Below are 19,284 nucleotides of genomic sequence, written 5' to 3' on the forward strand. Positions count from 1 at the left end.
AACGACAATCGGAAGCCGGTCGATGAACCCGAGCTGGGATACGTTGCAACGCAGCCGCCAGGCACGCCTGGAGCGCGCTTCGCGCTGGGCCCGCGGCCATGAGGTGGCGGCCGCCGATATCGGCGAGCTGCTGCACGCGCTGCTGGAGCCGGGCGACAAGGTCTGCCTGGAGGGCAACAACCAGAAGCAGGCCGACTTCCTCGCCCAGGCACTTGCCGACCTCGACCCGGCACGGATTCACGACCTGCACATGGTGCAGTCGGTGCTGTCACTGCCTTCGCACCTGGATGTGTTCGAACGCGGCATCGCCTCCAGGCTGGACTTCTCCTTCTCCGGCCCACAGTCGGTGCGGCTGGCCAACCTGGTGGCCGAGGGGCGCATCCAGATCGGCGCCATCCACACCTACCTGGAACTGTTCGGCCGCTACTTCATCGACCTTACCCCGCGCGTGGCGCTGGTCGCCGCGCAGGCCGCCGACCGGCACGGCAATCTCTACACCGGCCCGAACACCGAAGACACGCCGGTGATCGTCGAGGCCACCGCCTTCGGTGGCGGCATCGTGATCGCCCAGGTCAACGAAATCGTCGACACCCTCCCCCGCGTCGACATCCCCGCTGACTGGGTCAACTTCGTGGTGCAGGCGCCGCGACCGAATCACATCGAACCGCTGTTCACCCGCGACCCGGCACAGATTTCCGAGATCCAGGTGCTGATGGCGATGATGGCGATCAAGGGCATCTACGCCGAGTACGGCGTCAACCGGCTCAATCATGGCATCGGCTTCGACACGGCCGCCATCGAGCTGCTGCTGCCGACCTATGCCGAATCGCTCGGGCTGAAGGGAAAGATCTGCCAGCACTGGGCCCTCAATCCGCACCCGGCGTTGATTCCGGCGATCGAATCGGGCTTCGTAAAATCGGTGCATTCGTTCGGCTCCGAACTGGGCATGGAGAAGTACATCGCCGCACGAAGCGATGTGTTCTTCACCGGCGCTGATGGCTCCATGCGCTCCAACCGCGCGTTCTCGCAGACCGCCGGCCTGTATGCCTGCGACATGTTCATCGGCTCGACCCTGCAGATCGACCTGCAGGGCAACAGCTCCACGGCCACGCGAGACCGCATCGCCGGCTTCGGCGGCGCACCGAACATGGGGTCGGATGCGCGTGGCCGCCGCCACGCCAGTGACGCCTGGATCAAGGCTGGCCAGCAGGCCGCCCGTCCCGGCGAGATGCCACGCGGGCGCAAGCTGGTGGTGCAGATGGTGGAAACCTTCCGCGAACACATGGCACCGGCCTTCGTCGATCGCCTTGATGCCTGGGAACTGGCCGAGCGCGCCGGCATGCCGCTGCCGCCGGTGATGATCTACGGCGACGATGTCAGCCATGTGCTGACCGAGGAAGGCATCGCCAACCTGCTGCTGTGCCGCACGCCGGAAGAACGCGAACAGGCGATCCGCGGCGTGTCCGGCTATACGGCGGTCGGCCTGGGCCGCGATCGCGCGATGGTGGAGAACCTGCGCGACCGTGGTGTCATCCGCCGCCCCGAAGACCTGGGCATCTCCGTGCGTGATGCCAGCCGCGACCTGCTGGCGGCACGCTCGGTGAAGGATCTGGTGCGCTGGTCCGGCGGTCTGTACGACCCGCCCAAGCGCTTCCGAAACTGGTAAGGGGCTGAGCATGGAAACCCTCGACTATCGATTCGAAGGACGCACCCCGGTGCAGTTCCCGCGTGATGCGGTGCTGGTGGGCGTGCTGGCCTCGGGCAACCTGGAAATCCTGCTGGAGCCGGCAGAGCTGGAGGGCGCGATGACGGTCCGCATCATCACCGCCGCGCAGGGCTTCGGCCGTGTATGGGAGGCGGTGATCGGCGATTTCGCGCATCGCCATCCGCTGCGCGATGTGCGCATCTCGATCAACGACTCCGGCGCCACCCCGGCGGTGGTCAGCCTGCGCCTGGACCAGGCGGTGGAAACCCTGCTGGCCGGAGGCACGCCATGAGCCACGTCCAGCGCCACAGCTACTACGAAGCCGATGCGCGCGAACGCATTGCCGGGCTGGTCGATGCGGGTTCGTTCCGCGAGTTCCTCGGCCCTGCGCGACGGATGATGAGCCCGCACTTGGCCCAACTCGACCAGCCAGCCGCATTCGACGATGGCATCGTCGTCGGCGAAGCCACGCTTCGCGGCAAGCGCGTGCTGCTGGCCGCGCAGCAGGGTGAATTCATGGGGGGCGGCGTGGGCGAAGTGCATGGCGCCAAGCTGACCGGCCTGTTGCGCCGCGCAGCAGCGACCCGCCCCGATGGGGTGTTGCTGCTGCTTGATACCGGCGGCGTACGCCTGCACGAAGCCAATGCCGGCCTGATTGCCATCTCCGAGATCATGCGCGCCACCCTGGATGCACGCGCTGCGGGCGTCCCGGTGGTAGCGCTGATCGGCAGTGGCAACGGCGCGTTCGGTGGCATGGGCATCGTTGCCCGTTGCTGCAGCACGGTGATCATGTCCGAGGAAGGCCGGCTGTCGCTGTCCGGGCCGGAGGTGATCGAAACCGTTCGCGGCGTGGAAGAGTTCGATTCCCGCGACCGCGCGCTGGTCTGGCGGGTCACTGGCGGCAAGCACCGCTACCTGATCGACCAGGCCCAGGTGCTGGTGCCCGATGCCATCGGGGCGTTCGCGCAGGCGGCATTCGATGCGCTGCTGGCGGACACCGCCAGCACCGATGCAGATGCCGCACTGAAGGCCCTGCAGGCACGTCATGCCGCATTGAAGGCACGCGTGCAGGCCTGGGGCGGATGCCGCGATGGTCTTGAGATCTGGTCGCTGCTGGGCATCACCGAACCCGAGCGGCTGCCGCTGCTGGACACCGACGACTTCCTCGCCGCCACCGCTGACCGGAGCCTGCCATGAGCCTGCCCCTGCACGCGTTGCTCGATGCCCTGTTTCCGCGTGGCCACGCCGTTGCCGTGGAGGACTCGGTGCTGACCGGAACCGCCAGCACCGACGACGGCGACGTGACTGTGATCGGCACCGCCGACAAGCTCGAAGTGGGCGTGGACCACGCACTGGCACTGGCCGAAACCGTGCTGGCCAGCACCGCCGCGCATCCCCATCGACCGATCGTGATGCTGGTCGACACCGCCGGCCAGCGCCTGGCACGCCGCGACGAACTGCTCGGCATCAACGGCTGTTTCGCGCACCTGGCGCAGACGCTGGATCTGGCCCGCCGCCGTGGCGCCCGCCTGGTCACCCTGGTCTACGGTGAATCGGTGAGCGGTGGGTTCCTGTCCTTCGGCCTGATGGCCGACCACATCCATGCCCTGCCCGATGCGCAGGTGCGGGTGATGGACCTGCGCGCGATGGCGCGGGTGACCAAGCAGCCGCTGGAGAAACTGCAGGCACTCAGCCAGAGCTCGCCGGTATTCGCACCGGGCGTGCAGAACTACGTGGCGATGGGCGCGGTGGATTCGATCTGGGGCGGCGACCTGGCCGCACATCTGCTGCAGGCGCTGCGCACGCCCACCGATGGCGACCGCCGCGCCGCGCGGGGTGCCGAACGTGGCGGGCGTCGCCTGGCCGCAACGGTGGCCGCTGCAGTGAGCCAGGGCGATGCCTGAGCGCTTGCCCCGGCATACGCTGGTCTGGCTGTCGGCACACGCGGCCTGGCAGGCGGACATCGCCGCGCATGAAGCGCGCTTGGCCAACTGGTTCGCGCAGGGCCTGCCGGCCATCGTCGCCCGGCGTGCCGCCGACGATGCCGATCCCCGGCTGCGCCTGGGCGTACCGCTGCCGCCGGCCGAGGGCAAACTGCGCCTGGCCCTGCGCGTGCCGGCACGCGATGTGCTGCGCAGCGCACCGCCACCATCACTTCATACGGTGCTGGAAGGCAACGTTGCGCAGGACTGGCAACGCCCCCTGCAGGCACTGCACGGCATCGCTGCGGCGCATGTATTCGGTGCCTTCGCGTGGCAGCACCTGACCGGCCTGCACTATGTGCACGCGCGTTCGGACATCGATCTGCTGTGGAGGATCGACAGCAGCGCACAGGCAGACGCCCTGGTTGCAAGGCTGCAGGCCTGGGAAACCGAACACGGCCGCCGGGTCGATGGCGAACTGTGCCTGGCCGGCGATGCCGCCGTGAACTGGCGGGAGTACGCGGGACGCAGCCGCGAAGTGCTGGTCAAGCGCCACGACGGCGCCGCCCTAGAACTGCGCGAGTCCGTGTTCGCCCCCGCCGGGGTGACCGCATGAGCGCCGTCGCGCAGCCGACTGTCCGACCGGCAGCTGCCGCGGACAGCGCGCGCCTGGGGCGTCTGGCCGTCGCCAGCCTGCACGCGGAACTGGCGCTGGCGCCCAAGCCCGGGCTGGTCACTCCCTTCGACACCGGCAGCCATCACGACATGCACGCCGGCACATTCCTGCGCAGCCTGTTCGCGCTGCGCCACTATTTCGCTGCCGTGGCCTGCCTCGGTGCAGCCGGGGCGGACTTCGATGCCCTGCGCCGGTGTGGCATCGCCGCCGAAGCGGCGATGCTGCGCGCGACCGCAGGCATCAATACCCATCGTGGCGCGATCTTCAGCCTCGGCCTGCTGGTCGCGGCCGCCGCTGCCTGCCGTTCCCGCCTGGGCCATGCCACCAGCGGTGAGCGGGTCTGCCTGGAGGTACGTCGCTGGGCGGGGCACTTCGCACATGCCCCGCTGGATGCAGGCAGCCCAGGCCAACGTGCGCGCGCCCGGCACAATGTGCCCGGTGTGCGCGAACACGCCGCTGCAGGTTATCCGCTGCTGCGCGAGGTGGCGTTGCCCAGCCTGCGCCATGCGCTGGCCAATGGCCTGTCACGCGAGGCCGCGATGTGCCACACGCTGATGCAGCTGGTCGCACGCACCGAAGACCTCAACCTGCTGCATCGCGGTGGTGCGGAAGGCCTGCGCTGGGCACGGCAGCAGGCCCACCGTTTCCTGGCCGACGGCGGGGCCTTCGCGCACGATTGGCGGCCGCGCCTGCAACAGATCGCCGATGCCTTCGTCGTGCGTCGCTTGAGCCCCGGCGGCAGCGCCGACCTGCTCGCCTGCAGCGTGTTCCTGTTGCAGCAGGAGGGCGCATGAGCCTGGCCCTGCTCTGTCCCGGACAAGGCGCACAGCATCCGGCGATGTTCGATCGCGTGCGCGGCCTGGCCGCCGCACAACCGCTGCTGGATGCCACCGGCGAACTGCTGGGCCGCGATGTATTCGCCGCTGCGGCGGCCGACGACCGTTTCGACAATGTGCAGGCGCAGCCCCTGCTGTGCGCAGCCAGCCTGGCGCACTGGCAGGGCCTGCGCGAGGTATTGCCGACGCCGACGGTGATTGCCGGCTACAGCATCGGCGAGCTCGCCGTGCATGCCATCGCCGGCAGCTTCGACATCACCACCTGCCTGGCACTGTCTGCGCAGCGCGCGCGCCTGATGGACGCCGCCAGCCCTCGCGATGCCGGGCTCCAGGCAGTGCTGGGGCTGGACCGCGATGCCACGCAGCGGTTGTGCGACATGCATGGCGCCTTCATTGCCATCGCCAATGGCCATGACCACTTCATCGTGGGCGGTGCACAGCCGTCGCTGCACGCGCTGGCGGCAGACGCGCAGGCACACGGCGCGGAGATCCGTCCGCTGCCGGTCCATGTGCCCGCACACACGCCGCTGTTGGCCAGTGCGCAGGCACCGTTTGCCGCAGCGCTGCGGGCCGCGCAGGTGCATGCGCCGCGGCTGCCCCTGTTGGCCGGCGTCGATGCCCGCCCGGTGCGTGATGGCGCCGCCGTGGTGCACACGCTGTCGGCCCAGCTGGCACAGACCATCGAGTGGGCGCAGGTGATGCGCCAGGCCTTCGAGCGCGGCGCACGGGTGTTCCTGCAGCTGGGCCCGGGCAATGCGCTGGCGCGCATGGTCGCGCCGTCCTATCCGTGCTGCGAGATGCGCGCGGTGGAAGAGTTCCAGAGCCTTGAGGGTGCCGCGGCGTGGGTCCGCAGTGCGCTGGATCGGCAGCAGTAACGGGTTCGAGCAGTACGTATCACGCAACACGCCGTACGTCGCCTTACCCCGGGATGGCGGGTCTCCATCCGCGCTGTACGTGAGTCACGTGTCTGGGAGGGCGCATGAGTCCACAAATCGCAACGATCATCGGTCTGGTGATCATGTTCATCGTCGCCACGGCAATGCCGATCAACATGGGCGCCGTCGCTTTCGCGCTGGCCTTCATCATCGGCGGGCTGTGGGTCGACATGGGAGGCAAGGAGGTCCTGGCCGGCTTTCCAGGCGATCTGTTCCTGACCCTGGTCGGCATCACCTATCTGTTCGCCATCGCGCAGAAGAACGGCACCATCGACCTGCTGGTGCACTGGGCAGTGAAAGCGGTGCGCGGCCATATCGTGGCCATTCCGTGGGTGATGTTCGTGATCACCGCGGTGCTCACCGCGTTCGGTGCGCTGGGCCCGGCCGCGGTCGCCATCATCGGCCCGGTCGCCCTGCGCTTTGCCAAGCAGTACAACATCAATCCGCTGATGATGGGCCTGCTGGTCATCCATGGTGCGCAGGCGGGCGGTTTCTCGCCGATCAGCGTGTACGGCAGCATCACCAATGGCGTGGTGCAGAAGGCCGGGCTGGAAGTAACTGAGATGGCGGTGTTCCTGACCAGCCTGGGCTTCAACCTGATGATGGCGACGATCTGCTTCTTCGCCTTCGGTGGCATCGCCCTGCTGCGTCGCGGCTCGATCACCGCAGCGGGAACGATCGGCAATGCCGAGCTGGCGATGGCCGGCGGCCCGCAGGCATCGTCGCGCCAGTTCGCGATCGAAGGCCATGGCGCGCTGGTTGCCGCCGGCGGTGGCACCCTGTCCAATGATCCGGTGGCACTGGATGCGGTGAACCTGACCCGCGAGCGGCTGTTCACCCTGATCGGCCTGCTGGGCCTGGGCGTGGCCGCGCTGATCTACAACCTCAACGTCGGCCTGGTCTCGATCACCGTGGCGGTGGCGTTGGCGCTGCTGTCGCCGCAGAGCCAGAAAGGGGCGGTCGATGGCATCAGCTGGTCCACCGTGCTGCTGATCTGCGGCGTGGTGACCTATATCGGCGTACTGGAACATGCCGGTGCGGTGGACTTCATCGGCAATGGTGTATCCGATATCGGCATCCCGCTGCTCGGTGCACTGCTGGTCTGCTACGTCGGTGGCATCGTCTCCGCATTCGCCTCGTCGGCCGCCGTGCTGGGCGCCACCATTCCGCTGGCGGTGCCGTTCCTGATGCAGGGCCACCTCAGCGCGGCCGGCGTGATCTGTGCGCTGGCGGTGTCATCCACCATCGTCGATGTCAGCCCGTTCTCGACCAACGGCGCACTGGTGGTGGCGTCGGCCGCCAAGGAAGAACGCGAGACCCTGTTCCGCCGGTTCCTGGTCTACAGCGGCCTGGTGGTGGCACTGGGGCCGCTGCTGGCCTGGCTGGTGTTCGTGGTGCCGGGCTGGATGTAACCACCCAACGGTAGTGCCGGCCGCTGGCCGGCAATCTCATGAAGCCATCCAGGAATCATGGGTTGCCGGCCAGCGGCCGGCACTACCTGGCGGTACACTTCCACCATGGCCATTGCCCCTGCTCCACGGTCGCCGAAGAAGCGTGCCCCTCTGTATGAAGAGGTGGCCGAGCATGTGCGCGAGCGCATCTACGATTACCGGCTGCCGCCGGGTGAGTGGATCGACGAGCCCGCGCTGTGCGAGGAACTGGGCATCAGCCGCACGCCGCTGCGCGAAGCGCTGAAGCTGCTGGCCGCCGAAGGCCTGGTGCAGATCGATGCCGGGCGTGGCGCGCGGGTCACCCGGCTCACGCTGGAAGACCTCAACCAGCTGTTCCCGGTGATGGCGATGCTGGAAGGCCGCTGCGCGCATGAGGCGGTCAGGCATATCGACGATGCCGGCGTGCAGCAGCTGGAAGCGCTGCACGCGGCGATGGAAGCGGCGGCAGCCGAGGGCAACATCGCCGAGTACTACCGCAACAACTACCTGATCCACGAAACCGTGCAGCACTACGCCGGCAACCCGTGGCTGATCCGCATCACCCATGACCTGCACCGCATCCTGAAGATGCATCGCGGCCGCCAGCTGCTGACCCCGGGCCGCACCGCGCAGTCGCTGGCCGAACACCGCGAACTGATGGAGTGCTTCCGCCGCCGCGACGCGCAGGCCGCCGAACGCACCATGGAGCGCCATCTGCTGAGCCAGGGCCAGGCATTGGCCGCCTATGTGGCAGCGGGTGGGCTGCTGAACGTGCCGGCGCCGTTGCCGACCGCAGGCGGCGGCTGAGCTGCTGATGTTGCCGGCCGCTGGCCGGCACTACCGGGACGTCTCATCAATCGCCGCCACCGCAGCTGCCGCCGTCACTGCCACCACCCTCACTGCTGCAGTCGGAGCTGCTGTGGCCGTGATGGCTGTGGCTGTCACTGGAATAGCCACCTGAGTGGTCGTAGGCGCCGCCGAGGCCGTTTTCGCCCCGGCTGCCCGAGCCATCGGCGGTGGCCACCGCCATGCACAGGATCGCGCCGACCAGCGGCAGCAGCCAGACCAGCAGCAGCTGCACCGCACGGCCGCCTGCCGACAGGCCGTCGCGCCGGACAATGACCACCGTGGCGACCAGGTTCAGGCCCAGCACCAGCAGGATCAGCAGAAGGGCGACGATCAGCATGCGGCGGCTCCGTGCCAGGACTGGCCGCATTATGCCGCTCCGCCCCGGCATTGGCCCTGCCTGTCATGAAGATGGGACAATGTAGGGCGCGCCGGCCTGCCTCGTGGCCGCCGGCGCCCCCCGCACCACACGGAAGAAGAAGAACAACAACATGCTGAAAGTCATTTTCGATACCGACCCGGGCGTCGACGACGCCCTGGCCCTGCTGTACCTGCACAAGCACCCGCAGATCGACCTGATCGGCGTCACCACCACCTTCGGCAACGCCTCGGTTGAATCGACCACGCACAATGCGCTGTACCTGAAGCAGACCTGGGGCTTTGCCGCCCCGGTCGCGCGCGGCGCGGCAGGCCCGCTGCAGCCGGAAGCCACCCCGGAAGCGTGGCCGGTGCACATCCACGGCCACAACGGCCTGGGCAACCACCCGGTGCCGGCGCAGCTGGACGTGGCCGCCGACGCGCGCCCGGCCGCGCAGCTGATCATCGACCTGGTCCGTGCCCATCCGGGCGAAGTGACCCTGGTTGCGGTGGGCCGCATGACCAACCTGGCGCTGGCCCTGCAGCAGGCGCCGGACATCGCTGGCCTGGTGCGCGGCGTGGTGATCATGGGCGGCGCCTTCCACGTCAACGGCAACATCACCCCGGCCGCCGAGGCGAACATCTGGGGCGATGCCGAAGCGGCCGACGTGGTGTTCACCACCCATTGGCCGGTCACCGCGATCGGCCTGGACGTGACCACCCGCGTGGAAATGGACCGTGATGGCCTGGACACGCTGGCTGCGATCGGCGGTGCCGACGCCGAACTGGTGCGTGCGCTGTCGCAGGACTACGTGGACTTTTACCTGCAGGCCGGGCACAAGGGCATGGTCGTGCACGACTGCTGCGCCTGCATCGCGCTGACGCGCCCGGAATTGTTCCAGTTCGAACGCGCCAGCGTGCGCGTGGCCACCGACGGCGTCGCCCGCGGCATGACCATTCCCAAGCCGGAAGGCATGGGCTTCGGCCCCAGCGTGTGGGATGGGCACGTGCTGCAGTCTGTCGCCATCGGCGTGGATGCAGCCGCCGTACTGGCCGACATCGAGCAGACCCTGAAGGTCTGATCGGCTAGCGCCTGGACCTGCCCGGGACCGTCTCGGGCAGGGTCCACAGCACCGGCAGCACCAGCACCGCCACCAGCGCGATCATCGCGCCCGGCGCCGCCGCCCAGCCGCTGTGTTGCACCCACCATTGCGCCAGCCATGGCGTTGCGCCACCGAATACCGCCGTGGCCATGGTCACCCCCAGTGCCAGCCCGCTGACCCGGCCTTCGCCGGGGAACTGCTCGGCCGTGGCCGGTGCCGCCACCGCACTGACGCCACCGGCCACGCAGGCCAGCAGTACCGCCGCCAGCGCGATGCCCCACGCCGTTGCCTGCGCCATCCACGCGAACAGCGACAGCGGCAGCAGCGCCGCCAGCACGGTCAGGCCCAGCAGCATCGGCCGCCGTCCAATGCGATCGGACAACGCGCCGCACAGCGGCGTGATCGCGATCACCGCCACCGCCGCGATCGTCGACAGCCACAGCGCGTCGCCTTCGTCGTGTCCCTGTGCATGCAGGAATGCCGGCACATAGGTGATGCCCACGTAGTAGGTGATCGAGCCCAGTGCGGAGATCGCGAAGGTACGCGCCACCGCCAGCGGATGGTTGCGCAGTACGTGGCGAAGCGGCGTGGCCGGGATGCTGCCCTCGCGGCGCTGGCGTTCGAATTCCGGCGACTCGTGCATGCCCGAGCGCGCGACCAGGATCACCAGTGCCAGCGCCGCACCGACGAAGAACGGAATGCGCCAGCCCCAGCTGTCCAGCTGCACAGGTGCCAGCAGCGCCACCGTCGCCGCCGAGATCGCCACCGCCAACAACGCACCGACTTCACTGGCTGCCGACGCCAGCGAGGTCACCAGGCCGCGTCGCCGTTCCGGCGCGCTTTCCAGCAGATAGGCGACCACACCGGTGTACTCACCGCCCACCGAGAACGCCATCACGCAGCGCAGTACCAGCAGCAGCACCCCAGCGGTGGTGCCCGCCGTTGCGGCGGTCGGCAGCAGGGCGGTGGCCAGCATCGCTGCCGCCATCAGCGCCATCGAAGCCAACAGCATCCAGCGCCGTCCCAGCCGGTCGCCCAGGTGGCCAAAGCACAGCGCGCCGAGCGGGCGCATCAGGTAGGACACCGCGAAGCCGGCCAGGGTGACCAGCATCGCCTGCTCGCCGCCGCCGAAGAACACCCGCGACAGCACCGTGGCGAAGTACAGGTACAGGGTGAAGTCGTACCACTCCACCACCGTGGACAGGCCGGCCACCCACATCGAGCGCTGCCGCGCCACGGTCATTTCATTCATGGGCGGAGGGTGTCACGCGCCGGGTGAAACGCGGGTCAGGACCGGCCTACATCGCACGGAACGCACCCAGGTAGCGGCGGCTGACCGGCAGCACGTCGTCACGACCCCGCAGGTACAGCTGGGCGGTCTCGTTGTCACCGCGCACCAGCAGCTTCACCGCGTGCCGGTTGACCACCGCCGAACGATGCACCTGCACGAAGCTGTCCGGGTCGAGTTGTGGCACCAGCTCCTTCAGCGGCATCGCGATCACCGCCGCGCTGGGCCGGCCATCATCATCGCGCCAGCCGACCTGCGTGTACTTGCTGTCGGCGCGCAGGAAATCCACCGCGCTGCAGGGAATCACCCGCAGCACGTTGCCGATCTGCGCGTGCAGCCAGCGCAATGGCGTCGGCGCCGGCAGCGACAGGCGTTCGGCCAGCTGCTGCAGCTGCTTCTGCAGGTCCTGCAGGGGCGGCGGCTGCAGCAGCCGCTGCTGCAGCCGTTGCACCGTATCGTGCAGGCGCTGTGCATCCACCGGCTTGACCAAGTAATCCAGCGCGCCCTGCGCGAAGGCCTGCACCGCATAGGCGTCGTAGGCGGTGACGAACACCACCTGCGCGCGCCGCGCGATGCGTGCGGCAACGTCGATGCCGGACAGGCCGGGCATGTGGATGTCGAGGAAGCAGACCTGCGGCTGCAGGGTTTCAAATGCCTGCAGTGCCTCGCGCCCATTGCGCGCCTGTGCCACCACCCGCAGATCGGGCCATGCCTGCGCCAGCTGTGCCGCCAGCGCTTCTCGCAGCAGCGGCTCGTCATCGGCAATCAGGGCGGTGGTGATCACGCGGGCAGCTCCCGTGCCGGCAACCGCAGGCGCGCGATCACACCGCGCTGTGGACCCGCCTGCAACTGCAGGGACGCAGCATCGCTATACAGCAGCTGCAGCCGCTGGCGCAGTGCCTGCAGGCCGGTGCCCAGGCCTGGCGCGGTAGCAGACAGGCCCCGGCCGTCGTCCACCACGCAGACCTCACAACTCGCCGCGTCGCAGCGCACCTGCACCACCACTTCGCCACCGTCTTCGCAGGGGTCGATGCCATGGCGGATCGCGTTCTCCACCAGGGTCAGCACGGACAGGCCCGGGCAACCCAGCGCGCGCGCCTGCTCGGCAACATCCAGGCGGAAGCGCAGCCGATCCGGCATCCGCATATGCATCAGTTCCAGATAGGCACTTACCAGTGCGATTTCATCCTCCATCCGTACCAGCGGCTGCTGCAGGCGTGGCACGCTGCCGCGCAGGTAAGCCACCAGATGGCGCATCACCCCCGATGCCTGCGGTGAACCGCTGTCCACCAGCGCCTGCAGGTTGGCCAGGGTGTTGAACAGGAAATGCGGTGCTACCTGGCGCTGCAGCAGCTGCACGCGCGCTTCCAGCGCCTGCCGCTCCAGCTCGCTGCGTTCCAGCGCGAAGGCCAGGGCCTGGTGCCGCGCCAGTGCGTCCTTGTGCCTCACCAGTGCCGCCAGCGCCACCCACGGTGCGACCAGCAGGCCAACCACGTTGAGGGTCAGGAACCCGGTCCAGCGATCGGCATCCTGCCAGAATGGCGGTGCGCCCGTGTCAGTGCCCGCCAGATAGATCACCAGGGTTCCCAGCGGAATCACCATCGCCACCGCGAGGATCTGCACGACCCAGCGTGACAGCCACCGCGGCAGCGATCCGGGCCAGCGCTCCAGCACGGTGAACACCAGCATCGCGGCCAGGCCCAATGCCAGCGCACGCGGCAGCACCGTCCACCACGGATGCCAGTCGATGACCAGCAGCGCGCCAAGTGCCAGCGAGATGCCTGCGCACCACAGCGTTCGGCGAAGCAGCGAAACCGGCGGTGGCGACAGCACATCGGGCATGGGCGGCAGCATAGCGCCTTGCCGTGCGCCCACGTCAGCCGGCTGCAAGCGGTGGCCACCACATCAGCGCCGCCGCAGCGAGGCTGCCGGCCAGGGTGGCCACGGCCGCAACCAGCAGGACCACGCCGACCAGCCAGGCATGCGCCGCTCCTGCAGGGCGTTGGGCGCGCAGATACAGTTCCAGCACGGCCAGGGGCAGAAGGGTCTGTGCAAACGCCAGCACGGTCAACGCGGGGCCGGTGAAGGTATCCGGATCGAAGCCCGCCGGCCCCTGGTTGAGGAGCAGCCACAGCATCAGCCCAATGCGGAAGAACCACACGCCCCCCACCGCCAGGAACAGGCGCAGCGCCCATGCGCGGTGTTCGCCCAGGCGTCGCTGGCGCGCATGCCACCACGCCGCCGTCGCGAACCACAGGATCAAGACGGCGTTGAGCGAGGTGCCCAGGTGCTGCGAAACATCACCGGCGGCGCCGCCGCGGACCCACACCATCGCCAGGCCGCCCAGTGCCAGCAGTACCGCCGCCAACACATAGAGCCGGCCGTTCCAGCGGTGCACGGCCGGTGCCCAGCGCCGCAGCGTTGGCCACAGCTGCAGCCAGCCACCCAGCACGATGCCCGCGGCCAGCAGCAGGTGCAGCGCCAGCACGGCGTTGAAGGTGGTCGCCCCGGTGACGTAGCCATGCGGCATCACCTCGTTCCAGCGCAACGGCTGGCCCGCCAGCGTGCTGCGCCCGTAGAAGCCCACGATGTAGACGGCGAACAGCAACTGGCCGAGTGCGGCACTGCCCAGCCAGGCCAGGGCTCCGATGCGCAGCAGGCGCTGGCGGCGCGATGCGGGCACCCGTTCGTCGCGCGCTTCGCGCCCGGCGGTGATGGCAACAGCAGGCAAGGACATGGCGGGGCTTCCTTCAGGGAGTGCGCCATTGTTGGCCGCAACCACGGGCATGGAGGCGCTGACCGCGATCAGTGACGGCCGGTGCCGACCAGTGACGCCAGGCGGCGACCGCTGGTTTGGCTACGCTCTGCACTACCGGCTAGGGAGCTGCGGCTGCCTGCATGTACTGGGTTTCATGGCCGGTGAAGCGTTCACCGTCAAAGCCGAAGCAGAATCGCCCCTCTTCGAACGCACGATAGACCAGCAACGCACCATCAAGGCAGAACTGCTGCTGGTCCACGCCCGTCTCCAGAGTCCCGTAGCCGGTAGCATCACCGCCCTTCCCCGCTACTCCAGTGAAGGCGTCGATCGGCAGCGGTGTCGCCTCACCAGTGCGGGTATCGACCAGCACCACGGTGCGCTGGAAGTATTCGGGGCGATCATCGATCTGCACCAGCAGATAATGCTGGTTGAAATTGGGCTTCTGGTTCTGCAGCGCATCCTCGATGCGCGCACGATGCCGCGCATCGCAGAAGTCGACCGGGCTGTAGCGGTAGCTGCAACCGTCGTGGTCGTAGGGCAGGTTCATGCCGGCATAGCGGAGGCTCCCCTCGCTGTCCACGTCATGCCCCAGCTCCGGCGTGCTGCACAGCAGCCATGAGCGCTGCGCATCCTCGGGATCGGCCATCAGCTTTGGCTCGCGGCCCTCCTCGTAGGCGGCACCACCCGGGAAATCCCGCCCGAAGCGCTGGCGGATGATCGGGCGCGCCTTCTCCAGCGGCAGGCCGATCTTCGCACCACGGAACGACACGAACGTCATTGTCGGCAGGATCACCTCGTCCACCGGCAGCCCCTGCCACTGCCCCTGCACGCAGAACGTGGCGATCTCGTTCTCCGCGTCCTCCCGGCAGGGCATTGGTGCATTCGCGGCCAACCAGGGGTGGGCCGAGCGATCGGTTTGTTGATCGATGTACCAGCCCTCCAGCGCGCACGTCGGCAGGGCATCGAGCAGCGGGGAGAGATCGGTGCTGGCCACTGGCGCGGCAACCGGTGCGCCTGCCGCGGGTGCTTCGCCGGGCACCCCCGGCGTGCGCTGGCAACCGGCCAGCAGCAGTGCACCGATCAGCAGTGCACCGTGGCGCGGGCGCCGGATTGAACGATGCGTTCCCTGCATGATGTGTTTCCCGTCTTCGACATTCCGTGCAGATGATCGCCGATCCGGGGCCAGTTGGGATGCTGGATGCGGGGCGATATCCCTGGATGGCGTGGAGCTACCGGGAGTGCAGGCGTCCTGCCCGGTAAGCGCCATAGGCATCGAGGATTCCCTGCATCCGCGCCTGCTGCTTCACGCCCATCGGCACCCGCTGCGCACGCTTCAACAATGTTTTCCACATGTAGCCGGACCGGAAGAAGTAAGGCCGCACTTCGAGGAAGGTAAGCGCTACATCCAGCGTGCTGGGATCATGCCCGGCCAGCAGTTTCAACGCCTGGTCAAAGCCGCCCGGAAAGGCAAGCTGATCGTAGCGCAGTTGATACTCGGCACAGGCCGCAGCGTGCAACGCCCGCTGCTCCGGCCCGCGCCAACGCGTACCTGCGGTATCGCGAATCACCTGGCGAAGCCGGTTGATCTCATCGGCATTGGCGCGGATCAGGCGTTCCATCGGGGCGCGGGGATGCGCCATGGCTCCTTCCTCCATGAAGGCGTGCGCAGCATCACCGCGCGCGGCGCAATGTCACCAGGGTGATCTCGGACGGCACGCCGATGCGCGCCGGGAACCCGGACCACAGGCCGGCCCCGTTGCTCACGTACAGGGTCATGCCCTCCACCTCGTAGCGGCCGGAGACATAGCCGCCATTGGCGCGTTTCACCAGTTGGTCCATGCCGATGATCTGGCCGCCGTGGGTATGCCCGGACAGCTGCAGCGTGACGCCGCGTGCGGCGGCCTGGCGCGCATTGTGCGGACGATGATCGAGCAGGATCACCGGCGCGGACGGGTCGGCACCGGCCAGCGCCGCGTCCAGATCCGGCAGCGGCAGTCCATAGCGTGCCGCCACCGGATCGGTGACACCGGCGATGGTCAACGCCGCCTCACCACGACGCACCTGCAGGTGGCTGTTCTCCAGCACCTGCATGTGCAGCGCGCGGAACGCCTGCATCCAGTCCTGGTACTGCGCGTAGTACTCGTGGTTGCCGGTGATCGCAATGACACCGTCCGGCGCACGCAGGTCGGCCAGCGGGCGCGCGTCGTCGCGGCGGGCCTCGACGCTGCCATCGATCAGGTCGCCGGTGATCACGATCAGGTCCGGCTTCAGTGCATTGCTCTCGGCCACCACCCTGCGCACCCAGTCGCCGGTCAGCAGGCGGCTGGCGTGGATGTCGGTCAGCTGCAGTACGCGATAGCCGTCGAAGGCGGCCGGCAGATCCTTGATCGCCACGTCGATCTGCCGGGGCTTGGGCACCGCCATGCCCTGGCTGACGCCATAGCCGCTGACCAGCACGGCCAGCAGAGCGGCCACAGGACGCAGCCTGGGGGCGCGCAATGCAGATACCGCGCGCGGCCGGCGGAGCAGGCGCGACAGCAGCAGTCCTGCATCCAGCACCAGCATCACCAGCGCAAGCAGCAGCACCGCCGTGGAGCCGGTGGCCAGCGTGGCGATGGCCAGCTTCGGGATTTCCGGCGAGGCCATCGTGCCCCAGAACGTGGCGACGATGCGCAGCTGCACCGCCACAGCCACCAGCAGCAGCGACAGCACGACCTTCAATGCGGTGGGCAGGCGCAGCGGCCAGAACAGGCGCCAGGCCACGTACAGGCCCATCAACAAACCGATCGTACTCAGCACTGCAACCATCCAGGAAGAAAAGCGGGCCCGCCATGGTGACCGGCCCGCGTGCCATTGGGTAGAGGCAGCATCACGCCCCGGGCAGGCGCTCCACCCGCAAGCGGGCGATACGGCGCTTCTCCATTGCCAGCACGGTGACACGCACGCCGGCAATCTCCACTGCGTCACCGACGTCCGGCAGGCGCCCCAGCTGCTCCAGCACCAGGCCGGAGATGGTCATGTAGTCGGCACTGCGCGGCAGCGATACACCGGCCAGGCGCTGCAGGTCATCCAGGGTGAGCGCGCCATCGGCTTCCCACTGGTCTTCGCCCTGGGCGATCACGCCATAGCGTTCGTCCTGGGTATCGACCAGGTCGCCGGCGATCGCCGCCAGCAGGTCGTTGGCCGTCACCAGGCCTTCCACGCTGCCGTACTCGTCCACCGCCACCGCCAGCGGCACCGGGTGCTGGCGGATCAGTTCCAGCGCCTGCAACGCACTGGCACTGGACAGCACGTACTGCGGCTCGCGCAGGTTGCCTTCCAGCTGCAGCGGCTTGCCCTGCAGCAGGTCGGCCAGCAGGTCGCGGCTCTGCACCACGCCGCGCAGGCTGTCCAGATCGCCGTCGCCGACCAGCAGGCGTGTGTGCGGCGATGCCACCAGGCGCGCCACGACATCATCCTGCCCGCGAGCCAGGTCGATCCACTGCACGTCGGCACGCACGGTCATCACGCTCGACACCGGGCGATCGGCCAGCCCCAGCACGCTGCGGATCATTTCGTGCTCGGCCGGCTGCAGCCGTTCTTCGGCATCGGCGTGTGCGTCCTCGCTTTCGTCGTCGTGTCCGTTGGCCGGACGCGCCCCCAGCATGCGCAGCACGGCGTCGGCGGTGCGCTGGCGGAACGGCTGGCGTCGCTCGTTGCGCTCGCGGTTGAAGCGCACCCACTGGTTGAACGCTTCGACCAGGATCGAGAACGCAATGGCAGCGTACAGATAGCCCTTCGGGATCTTGTAGCCCAGGCCCTCAGCCACGAGGCTGAAACCGATCATCAGCAGGAAGCCCAGGCACAGCACCACCACCGTGGGATGCTTGTTGACGAAACGGGTCAGCGGCTTGCTGGCCACCAGCATCAGCGCCATCGCGATGGTCACCGCGGCATACATCACGCCCAGGTTGTCCACCATGCCGACCGCGGTGATCACCGAGTCCAGCGAGAACACCGCGTCGAGCACCACGATCTGCGCCACCACCATCGCGAAGCTGGCATAGACCTTCTTGCCGTCCTCGTGATGTTCACGGCCCTCCAGCCGCTCGTGCAGCTCCATCGTGCCCTTGAACAGCAGGAACAGGCCGCCGCCCAGCAGGATCAGGTCACGGCCGGAGAAGCTGTGGTCGAACAAGGTGACCAGCGGCTCGGTCAGTTTCATGATCCAGGCCAGCGCCGCCAGCAGCACCAGCCGCATCAGCAGGGCCAGTGCCAGGCCAATCACCCGCGCGCGGTCGCGCTGGTGTGGCGGCAGTTTGTCGGCCAGGATCGCGATGAACACCAGGTTGTCGATGCCGAGCACGATCTCCAGCACGACCAGGGTTGCAAGGCCCATCCATATCGAGGGGTCAGCCAACCATTCCATTTCAGTTCCGTCTCGTCAGTAGGTAAGGGAAGAAAGCAGCCACTCAATCCGCGTCCTGCGCTTGCGCCGGGTCATGCCCGAGCAGGTCACCGGGCGTGCACTGCAGCTCGCGGCAGATCGCATCGAGGGTGGAAAAGCGGATGGCGCGTGCCTTGCCGGTCTTCAGGATCGACAGGTTGGCCAGGGTGATGTCGATGCGCCCGGCCAGCTCGGACAGAGTCATGCCGCGCTCCTGCAGGATGCGGTCGAGGGTGATGACGATCGCCATCAGTGCACGCCCATCAGATCACACCGTCCAGGTCATCGCGCATCGCCGCGCCCACCGCAAACACGCGCGCCAGCACGAACAGCATCAGCACCGCGACCAGGCCGGTGATCGACATGCCACCGCCAACTTCCATCCAGGTGAAGTCCGGGCCCATCCAGGCCGCATAGGCACCGATCAGGATCGACAGCAGCTCCATCGCCAGCATCAGCCACGCCATGCGCTGCAGGCGCTGTGCGTTGGCGTGGGTGAACGGCCGCTCGCGCGCCGCCGATTGCAGCAGCCGCAGCAGATGGCGCAGGAACACCAGGCACAGCACCAGCAGCACGACAATGGCGCCCAGCCCCAGGCAGAAATGCAGGAACAGATCGTTGCCATGCGCGGCGGCCGCAGCGGCATCGTGGACGCTGTCCAACAGCCAGCGGCGGTCGTGGGCAACCAGGGGAACGGCCAGCAGTGCGGCCAGGATGCCCAGCCAGCACATCGCCCGGACGGCCTGTACGGCAGCCAGGGCCAGGGTAAACAGGCCTCGCGCAGGAGTGGCGCGGGCGGGACGAGCGGTCAAGCGGCCTCCGGCATTGGGGTGGCTTCGCCGCCCCGGGGTGAATTTATCGATAAACGATATATCACATCCGGTGTGAAAGGATGAATCGCAGGCGGGATCAACGCTGCGGGCGCGGGGTATGCCTTGCTGTCAAGGAACGGACGCAGGGATCGGGAGCATCGCGGCAAGCGGAAGAGGCGCCATCGTCGGC

General features: G+C 68.2%; 21 protein-coding genes. 10 read left to right on the forward strand and 11 right to left on the reverse strand.

The genetic code is table 11. The features are described 5' to 3' along the window. The first annotated feature begins 22 nt into the window (after positions 1-22). From mdcA to ACMZPQ_RS14170, 9 genes are all read left to right on the forward strand, one after another. Positions 23-1,666 (forward strand): malonate decarboxylase subunit alpha, encoded by a 1,644-nt coding sequence (gene mdcA, locus ACMZPQ_RS14130; RefSeq protein ID WP_133934087.1) that lies wholly within the window; start codon positions 23-25, stop codon positions 1,664-1,666. 10 nt (positions 1,667-1,676) lie between these two features. Continuing rightward, positions 1,677-1,997, forward strand: a complete 321-nt coding sequence (gene mdcC / locus ACMZPQ_RS14135) for a malonate decarboxylase acyl carrier protein (protein ID WP_197582760.1) — start codon at positions 1,677-1,679, stop codon at positions 1,995-1,997. Beyond that, complete coding sequence (locus ACMZPQ_RS14140) at positions 1,994-2,902, forward strand: biotin-independent malonate decarboxylase subunit beta (protein WP_197582761.1); 909 nt, start codon at positions 1,994-1,996, stop codon at positions 2,900-2,902. Before mdcC ends, ACMZPQ_RS14140 begins: the two co-directional genes overlap by 4 nt. A 2-nt stretch (positions 2,903-2,904) precedes the next feature. Continuing rightward, positions 2,905-3,609, forward strand: a complete 705-nt coding sequence (gene mdcE / locus ACMZPQ_RS14145; RefSeq protein ID WP_197582769.1) for a biotin-independent malonate decarboxylase subunit gamma — start codon at positions 2,905-2,907, stop codon at positions 3,607-3,609. Beyond that, positions 3,602-4,243, forward strand: coding sequence for a malonate decarboxylase holo-[acyl-carrier-protein] synthase (gene mdcG / locus ACMZPQ_RS14150; protein ID WP_197582762.1), 642 nt, complete (start codon positions 3,602-3,604; stop codon positions 4,241-4,243). The genes mdcE and mdcG overlap by 8 nt, the downstream gene beginning before the upstream one ends. After that, entirely contained in the window at positions 4,240-5,097 is an 858-nt protein-coding gene (gene mdcB, locus ACMZPQ_RS14155; protein WP_197582764.1) for a triphosphoribosyl-dephospho-CoA synthase MdcB, read from the forward strand. The genes mdcG and mdcB overlap by 4 nt, the downstream gene beginning before the upstream one ends. Next, positions 5,094-6,014: a malonate decarboxylase subunit epsilon gene (gene mdcH / locus ACMZPQ_RS14160; RefSeq protein WP_197582765.1), complete on the forward strand. Its 921-nt coding sequence runs from the start codon at positions 5,094-5,096 to the stop codon at positions 6,012-6,014. Before mdcB ends, mdcH begins: the two co-directional genes overlap by 4 nt. Positions 6,015-6,118: 104 nt before the next feature. Continuing rightward, a complete protein-coding gene (locus ACMZPQ_RS14165) occupies positions 6,119-7,486 on the forward strand; it encodes an SLC13 family permease (RefSeq protein ID WP_049458929.1) in 1,368 nt (455 codons plus the stop codon). Positions 7,487-7,591: 105 nt separating this feature from the next. Continuing rightward, positions 7,592-8,311 (forward strand): GntR family transcriptional regulator, encoded by a 720-nt coding sequence (locus ACMZPQ_RS14170; RefSeq protein ID WP_008266401.1) that lies wholly within the window; start codon positions 7,592-7,594, stop codon positions 8,309-8,311. A gap of 46 nt (positions 8,312-8,357) precedes the next feature. Here the strand turns inward: ACMZPQ_RS14170 and ACMZPQ_RS14175 are convergent, their stop codons facing one another. Continuing rightward, positions 8,358-8,690 carry a hypothetical protein gene (locus tag ACMZPQ_RS14175; protein ID WP_197581103.1) on the reverse strand — a complete coding sequence of 111 codons (333 nt, stop codon included), beginning with the start codon at positions 8,688-8,690 and terminating at the stop codon, positions 8,358-8,360. Positions 8,691-8,841: 151 nt separating this feature from the next. Between ACMZPQ_RS14175 and ACMZPQ_RS14180 the strand changes: the two genes are divergently transcribed. Beyond that, positions 8,842-9,789 carry a nucleoside hydrolase gene (locus ACMZPQ_RS14180; RefSeq protein WP_197581106.1) on the forward strand — a complete coding sequence of 316 codons (948 nt, stop codon included), beginning with the start codon at positions 8,842-8,844 and terminating at the stop codon, positions 9,787-9,789. Positions 9,790-9,793: 4 nt separating this feature from the next. Here the strand turns inward: ACMZPQ_RS14180 and ACMZPQ_RS14185 are convergent, their stop codons facing one another. The 10 genes from ACMZPQ_RS14185 to ACMZPQ_RS14230 all read right to left on the reverse strand — a co-directional run bounded on the left by ACMZPQ_RS14185 (position 9,794) and on the right by ACMZPQ_RS14230 (position 19,013). Then, a complete protein-coding gene (locus ACMZPQ_RS14185) occupies positions 9,794-11,053 on the reverse strand; it encodes an MFS transporter (RefSeq protein ID WP_197581202.1) in 1,260 nt (419 codons plus the stop codon). A gap of 55 nt (positions 11,054-11,108) precedes the next feature. Beyond that, the gene (locus ACMZPQ_RS14190; protein WP_197581109.1) at positions 11,109-11,882 is read right to left on the reverse strand and encodes a LytR/AlgR family response regulator transcription factor; all 774 of its coding nucleotides are present in this window, start codon (positions 11,880-11,882) and stop codon (positions 11,109-11,111) included. Next, a complete protein-coding gene (locus ACMZPQ_RS14195) occupies positions 11,879-12,940 on the reverse strand; it encodes a sensor histidine kinase (protein WP_312644991.1) in 1,062 nt (353 codons plus the stop codon). Before ACMZPQ_RS14195 ends, ACMZPQ_RS14190 begins: the two co-directional genes overlap by 4 nt. A gap of 34 nt (positions 12,941-12,974) precedes the next feature. Continuing rightward, entirely contained in the window at positions 12,975-13,835 is an 861-nt protein-coding gene (locus ACMZPQ_RS14200; protein ID WP_197581115.1) for a DUF2306 domain-containing protein, read from the reverse strand. A gap of 139 nt (positions 13,836-13,974) precedes the next feature. Next, a complete protein-coding gene (locus tag ACMZPQ_RS14205) occupies positions 13,975-14,988 on the reverse strand; it encodes a hypothetical protein (RefSeq protein WP_197581118.1) in 1,014 nt (337 codons plus the stop codon). Positions 14,989-15,085: 97 nt separating this feature from the next. Further along, positions 15,086-15,496 (reverse strand): hypothetical protein, encoded by a 411-nt coding sequence (locus ACMZPQ_RS14210; RefSeq protein WP_197581121.1) that lies wholly within the window; start codon positions 15,494-15,496, stop codon positions 15,086-15,088. Positions 15,497-15,527: 31 nt separating this feature from the next. Beyond that, positions 15,528-16,664, reverse strand: a complete 1,137-nt coding sequence (locus ACMZPQ_RS14215; protein WP_197581124.1) for a metallophosphoesterase — start codon at positions 16,662-16,664, stop codon at positions 15,528-15,530. 61 nt (positions 16,665-16,725) lie between these two features. Then, positions 16,726-18,264: a TerC family protein gene (locus tag ACMZPQ_RS14220; protein WP_197581127.1), complete on the reverse strand. Its 1,539-nt coding sequence runs from the start codon at positions 18,262-18,264 to the stop codon at positions 16,726-16,728. Positions 18,265-18,307: 43 nt separating this feature from the next. Next, on the reverse strand, positions 18,308-18,532 hold the full coding sequence (locus ACMZPQ_RS14225; protein WP_133934070.1) for a helix-turn-helix domain-containing protein: 225 nt from the start codon (positions 18,530-18,532) through the stop codon (positions 18,308-18,310). 13 nt (positions 18,533-18,545) lie between these two features. Continuing rightward, on the reverse strand, positions 18,546-19,013 hold the full coding sequence (locus ACMZPQ_RS14230; RefSeq protein WP_197581205.1) for a DUF2975 domain-containing protein: 468 nt from the start codon (positions 19,011-19,013) through the stop codon (positions 18,546-18,548). Positions 19,014-19,284: the final 271 nt, after the last annotated feature.

It is taken from the genome of Stenotrophomonas maltophilia, assembly GCF_047497515.2.
GTDB lineage: Bacteria > Pseudomonadota > Gammaproteobacteria > Xanthomonadales > Xanthomonadaceae > Stenotrophomonas.

Excerpts from the sequence above, each read along its gene's own strand:
- mdcA (WP_133934087.1), top strand. The coding sequence starts at position 23 with ATGAACCCGAGCTGGGATACGTTGCAACGCAGCCGCCAGGCACGCCTG.
- mdcC (WP_197582760.1), top strand. The coding sequence starts at position 1,677 with ATGGAAACCCTCGACTATCGATTCGAAGGACGCACCCCGGTGCAGTTC.
- ACMZPQ_RS14140 (WP_197582761.1), top strand. The coding sequence starts at position 1,994 with ATGAGCCACGTCCAGCGCCACAGCTACTACGAAGCCGATGCGCGCGAA.
- mdcG (WP_197582762.1), top strand. The coding sequence starts at position 3,602 with ATGCCTGAGCGCTTGCCCCGGCATACGCTGGTCTGGCTGTCGGCACAC.
- mdcB (WP_197582764.1), top strand. The coding sequence starts at position 4,240 with ATGAGCGCCGTCGCGCAGCCGACTGTCCGACCGGCAGCTGCCGCGGAC.
- mdcH (WP_197582765.1), top strand. The coding sequence starts at position 5,094 with ATGAGCCTGGCCCTGCTCTGTCCCGGACAAGGCGCACAGCATCCGGCG.
- ACMZPQ_RS14165 (WP_049458929.1), top strand. The coding sequence starts at position 6,119 with ATGAGTCCACAAATCGCAACGATCATCGGTCTGGTGATCATGTTCATC.
- ACMZPQ_RS14170 (WP_008266401.1), top strand. The coding sequence starts at position 7,592 with ATGGCCATTGCCCCTGCTCCACGGTCGCCGAAGAAGCGTGCCCCTCTG.
- ACMZPQ_RS14175 (WP_197581103.1), bottom strand. The coding sequence starts at position 8,690 with ATGCTGATCGTCGCCCTTCTGCTGATCCTGCTGGTGCTGGGCCTGAAC.
- ACMZPQ_RS14180 (WP_197581106.1), top strand. The coding sequence starts at position 8,842 with ATGCTGAAAGTCATTTTCGATACCGACCCGGGCGTCGACGACGCCCTG.
- ACMZPQ_RS14185 (WP_197581202.1), bottom strand. The coding sequence starts at position 11,053 with ATGACCGTGGCGCGGCAGCGCTCGATGTGGGTGGCCGGCCTGTCCACG.
- ACMZPQ_RS14195 (WP_312644991.1), bottom strand. The coding sequence starts at position 12,940 with ATGCCCGATGTGCTGTCGCCACCGCCGGTTTCGCTGCTTCGCCGAACG.
- ACMZPQ_RS14200 (WP_197581115.1), bottom strand. The coding sequence starts at position 13,835 with ATGTCCTTGCCTGCTGTTGCCATCACCGCCGGGCGCGAAGCGCGCGAC.
- ACMZPQ_RS14205 (WP_197581118.1), bottom strand. The coding sequence starts at position 14,988 with ATGCAGGGAACGCATCGTTCAATCCGGCGCCCGCGCCACGGTGCACTG.
- ACMZPQ_RS14210 (WP_197581121.1), bottom strand. The coding sequence starts at position 15,496 with ATGGCGCATCCCCGCGCCCCGATGGAACGCCTGATCCGCGCCAATGCC.
- ACMZPQ_RS14215 (WP_197581124.1), bottom strand. The coding sequence starts at position 16,664 with ATGGTTGCAGTGCTGAGTACGATCGGTTTGTTGATGGGCCTGTACGTG.
- ACMZPQ_RS14220 (WP_197581127.1), bottom strand. The coding sequence starts at position 18,264 with ATGGAATGGTTGGCTGACCCCTCGATATGGATGGGCCTTGCAACCCTG.
- ACMZPQ_RS14225 (WP_133934070.1), bottom strand. The coding sequence starts at position 18,532 with ATGGCGATCGTCATCACCCTCGACCGCATCCTGCAGGAGCGCGGCATG.
- ACMZPQ_RS14230 (WP_197581205.1), bottom strand. The coding sequence starts at position 19,013 with ATGTGCTGGCTGGGCATCCTGGCCGCACTGCTGGCCGTTCCCCTGGTT.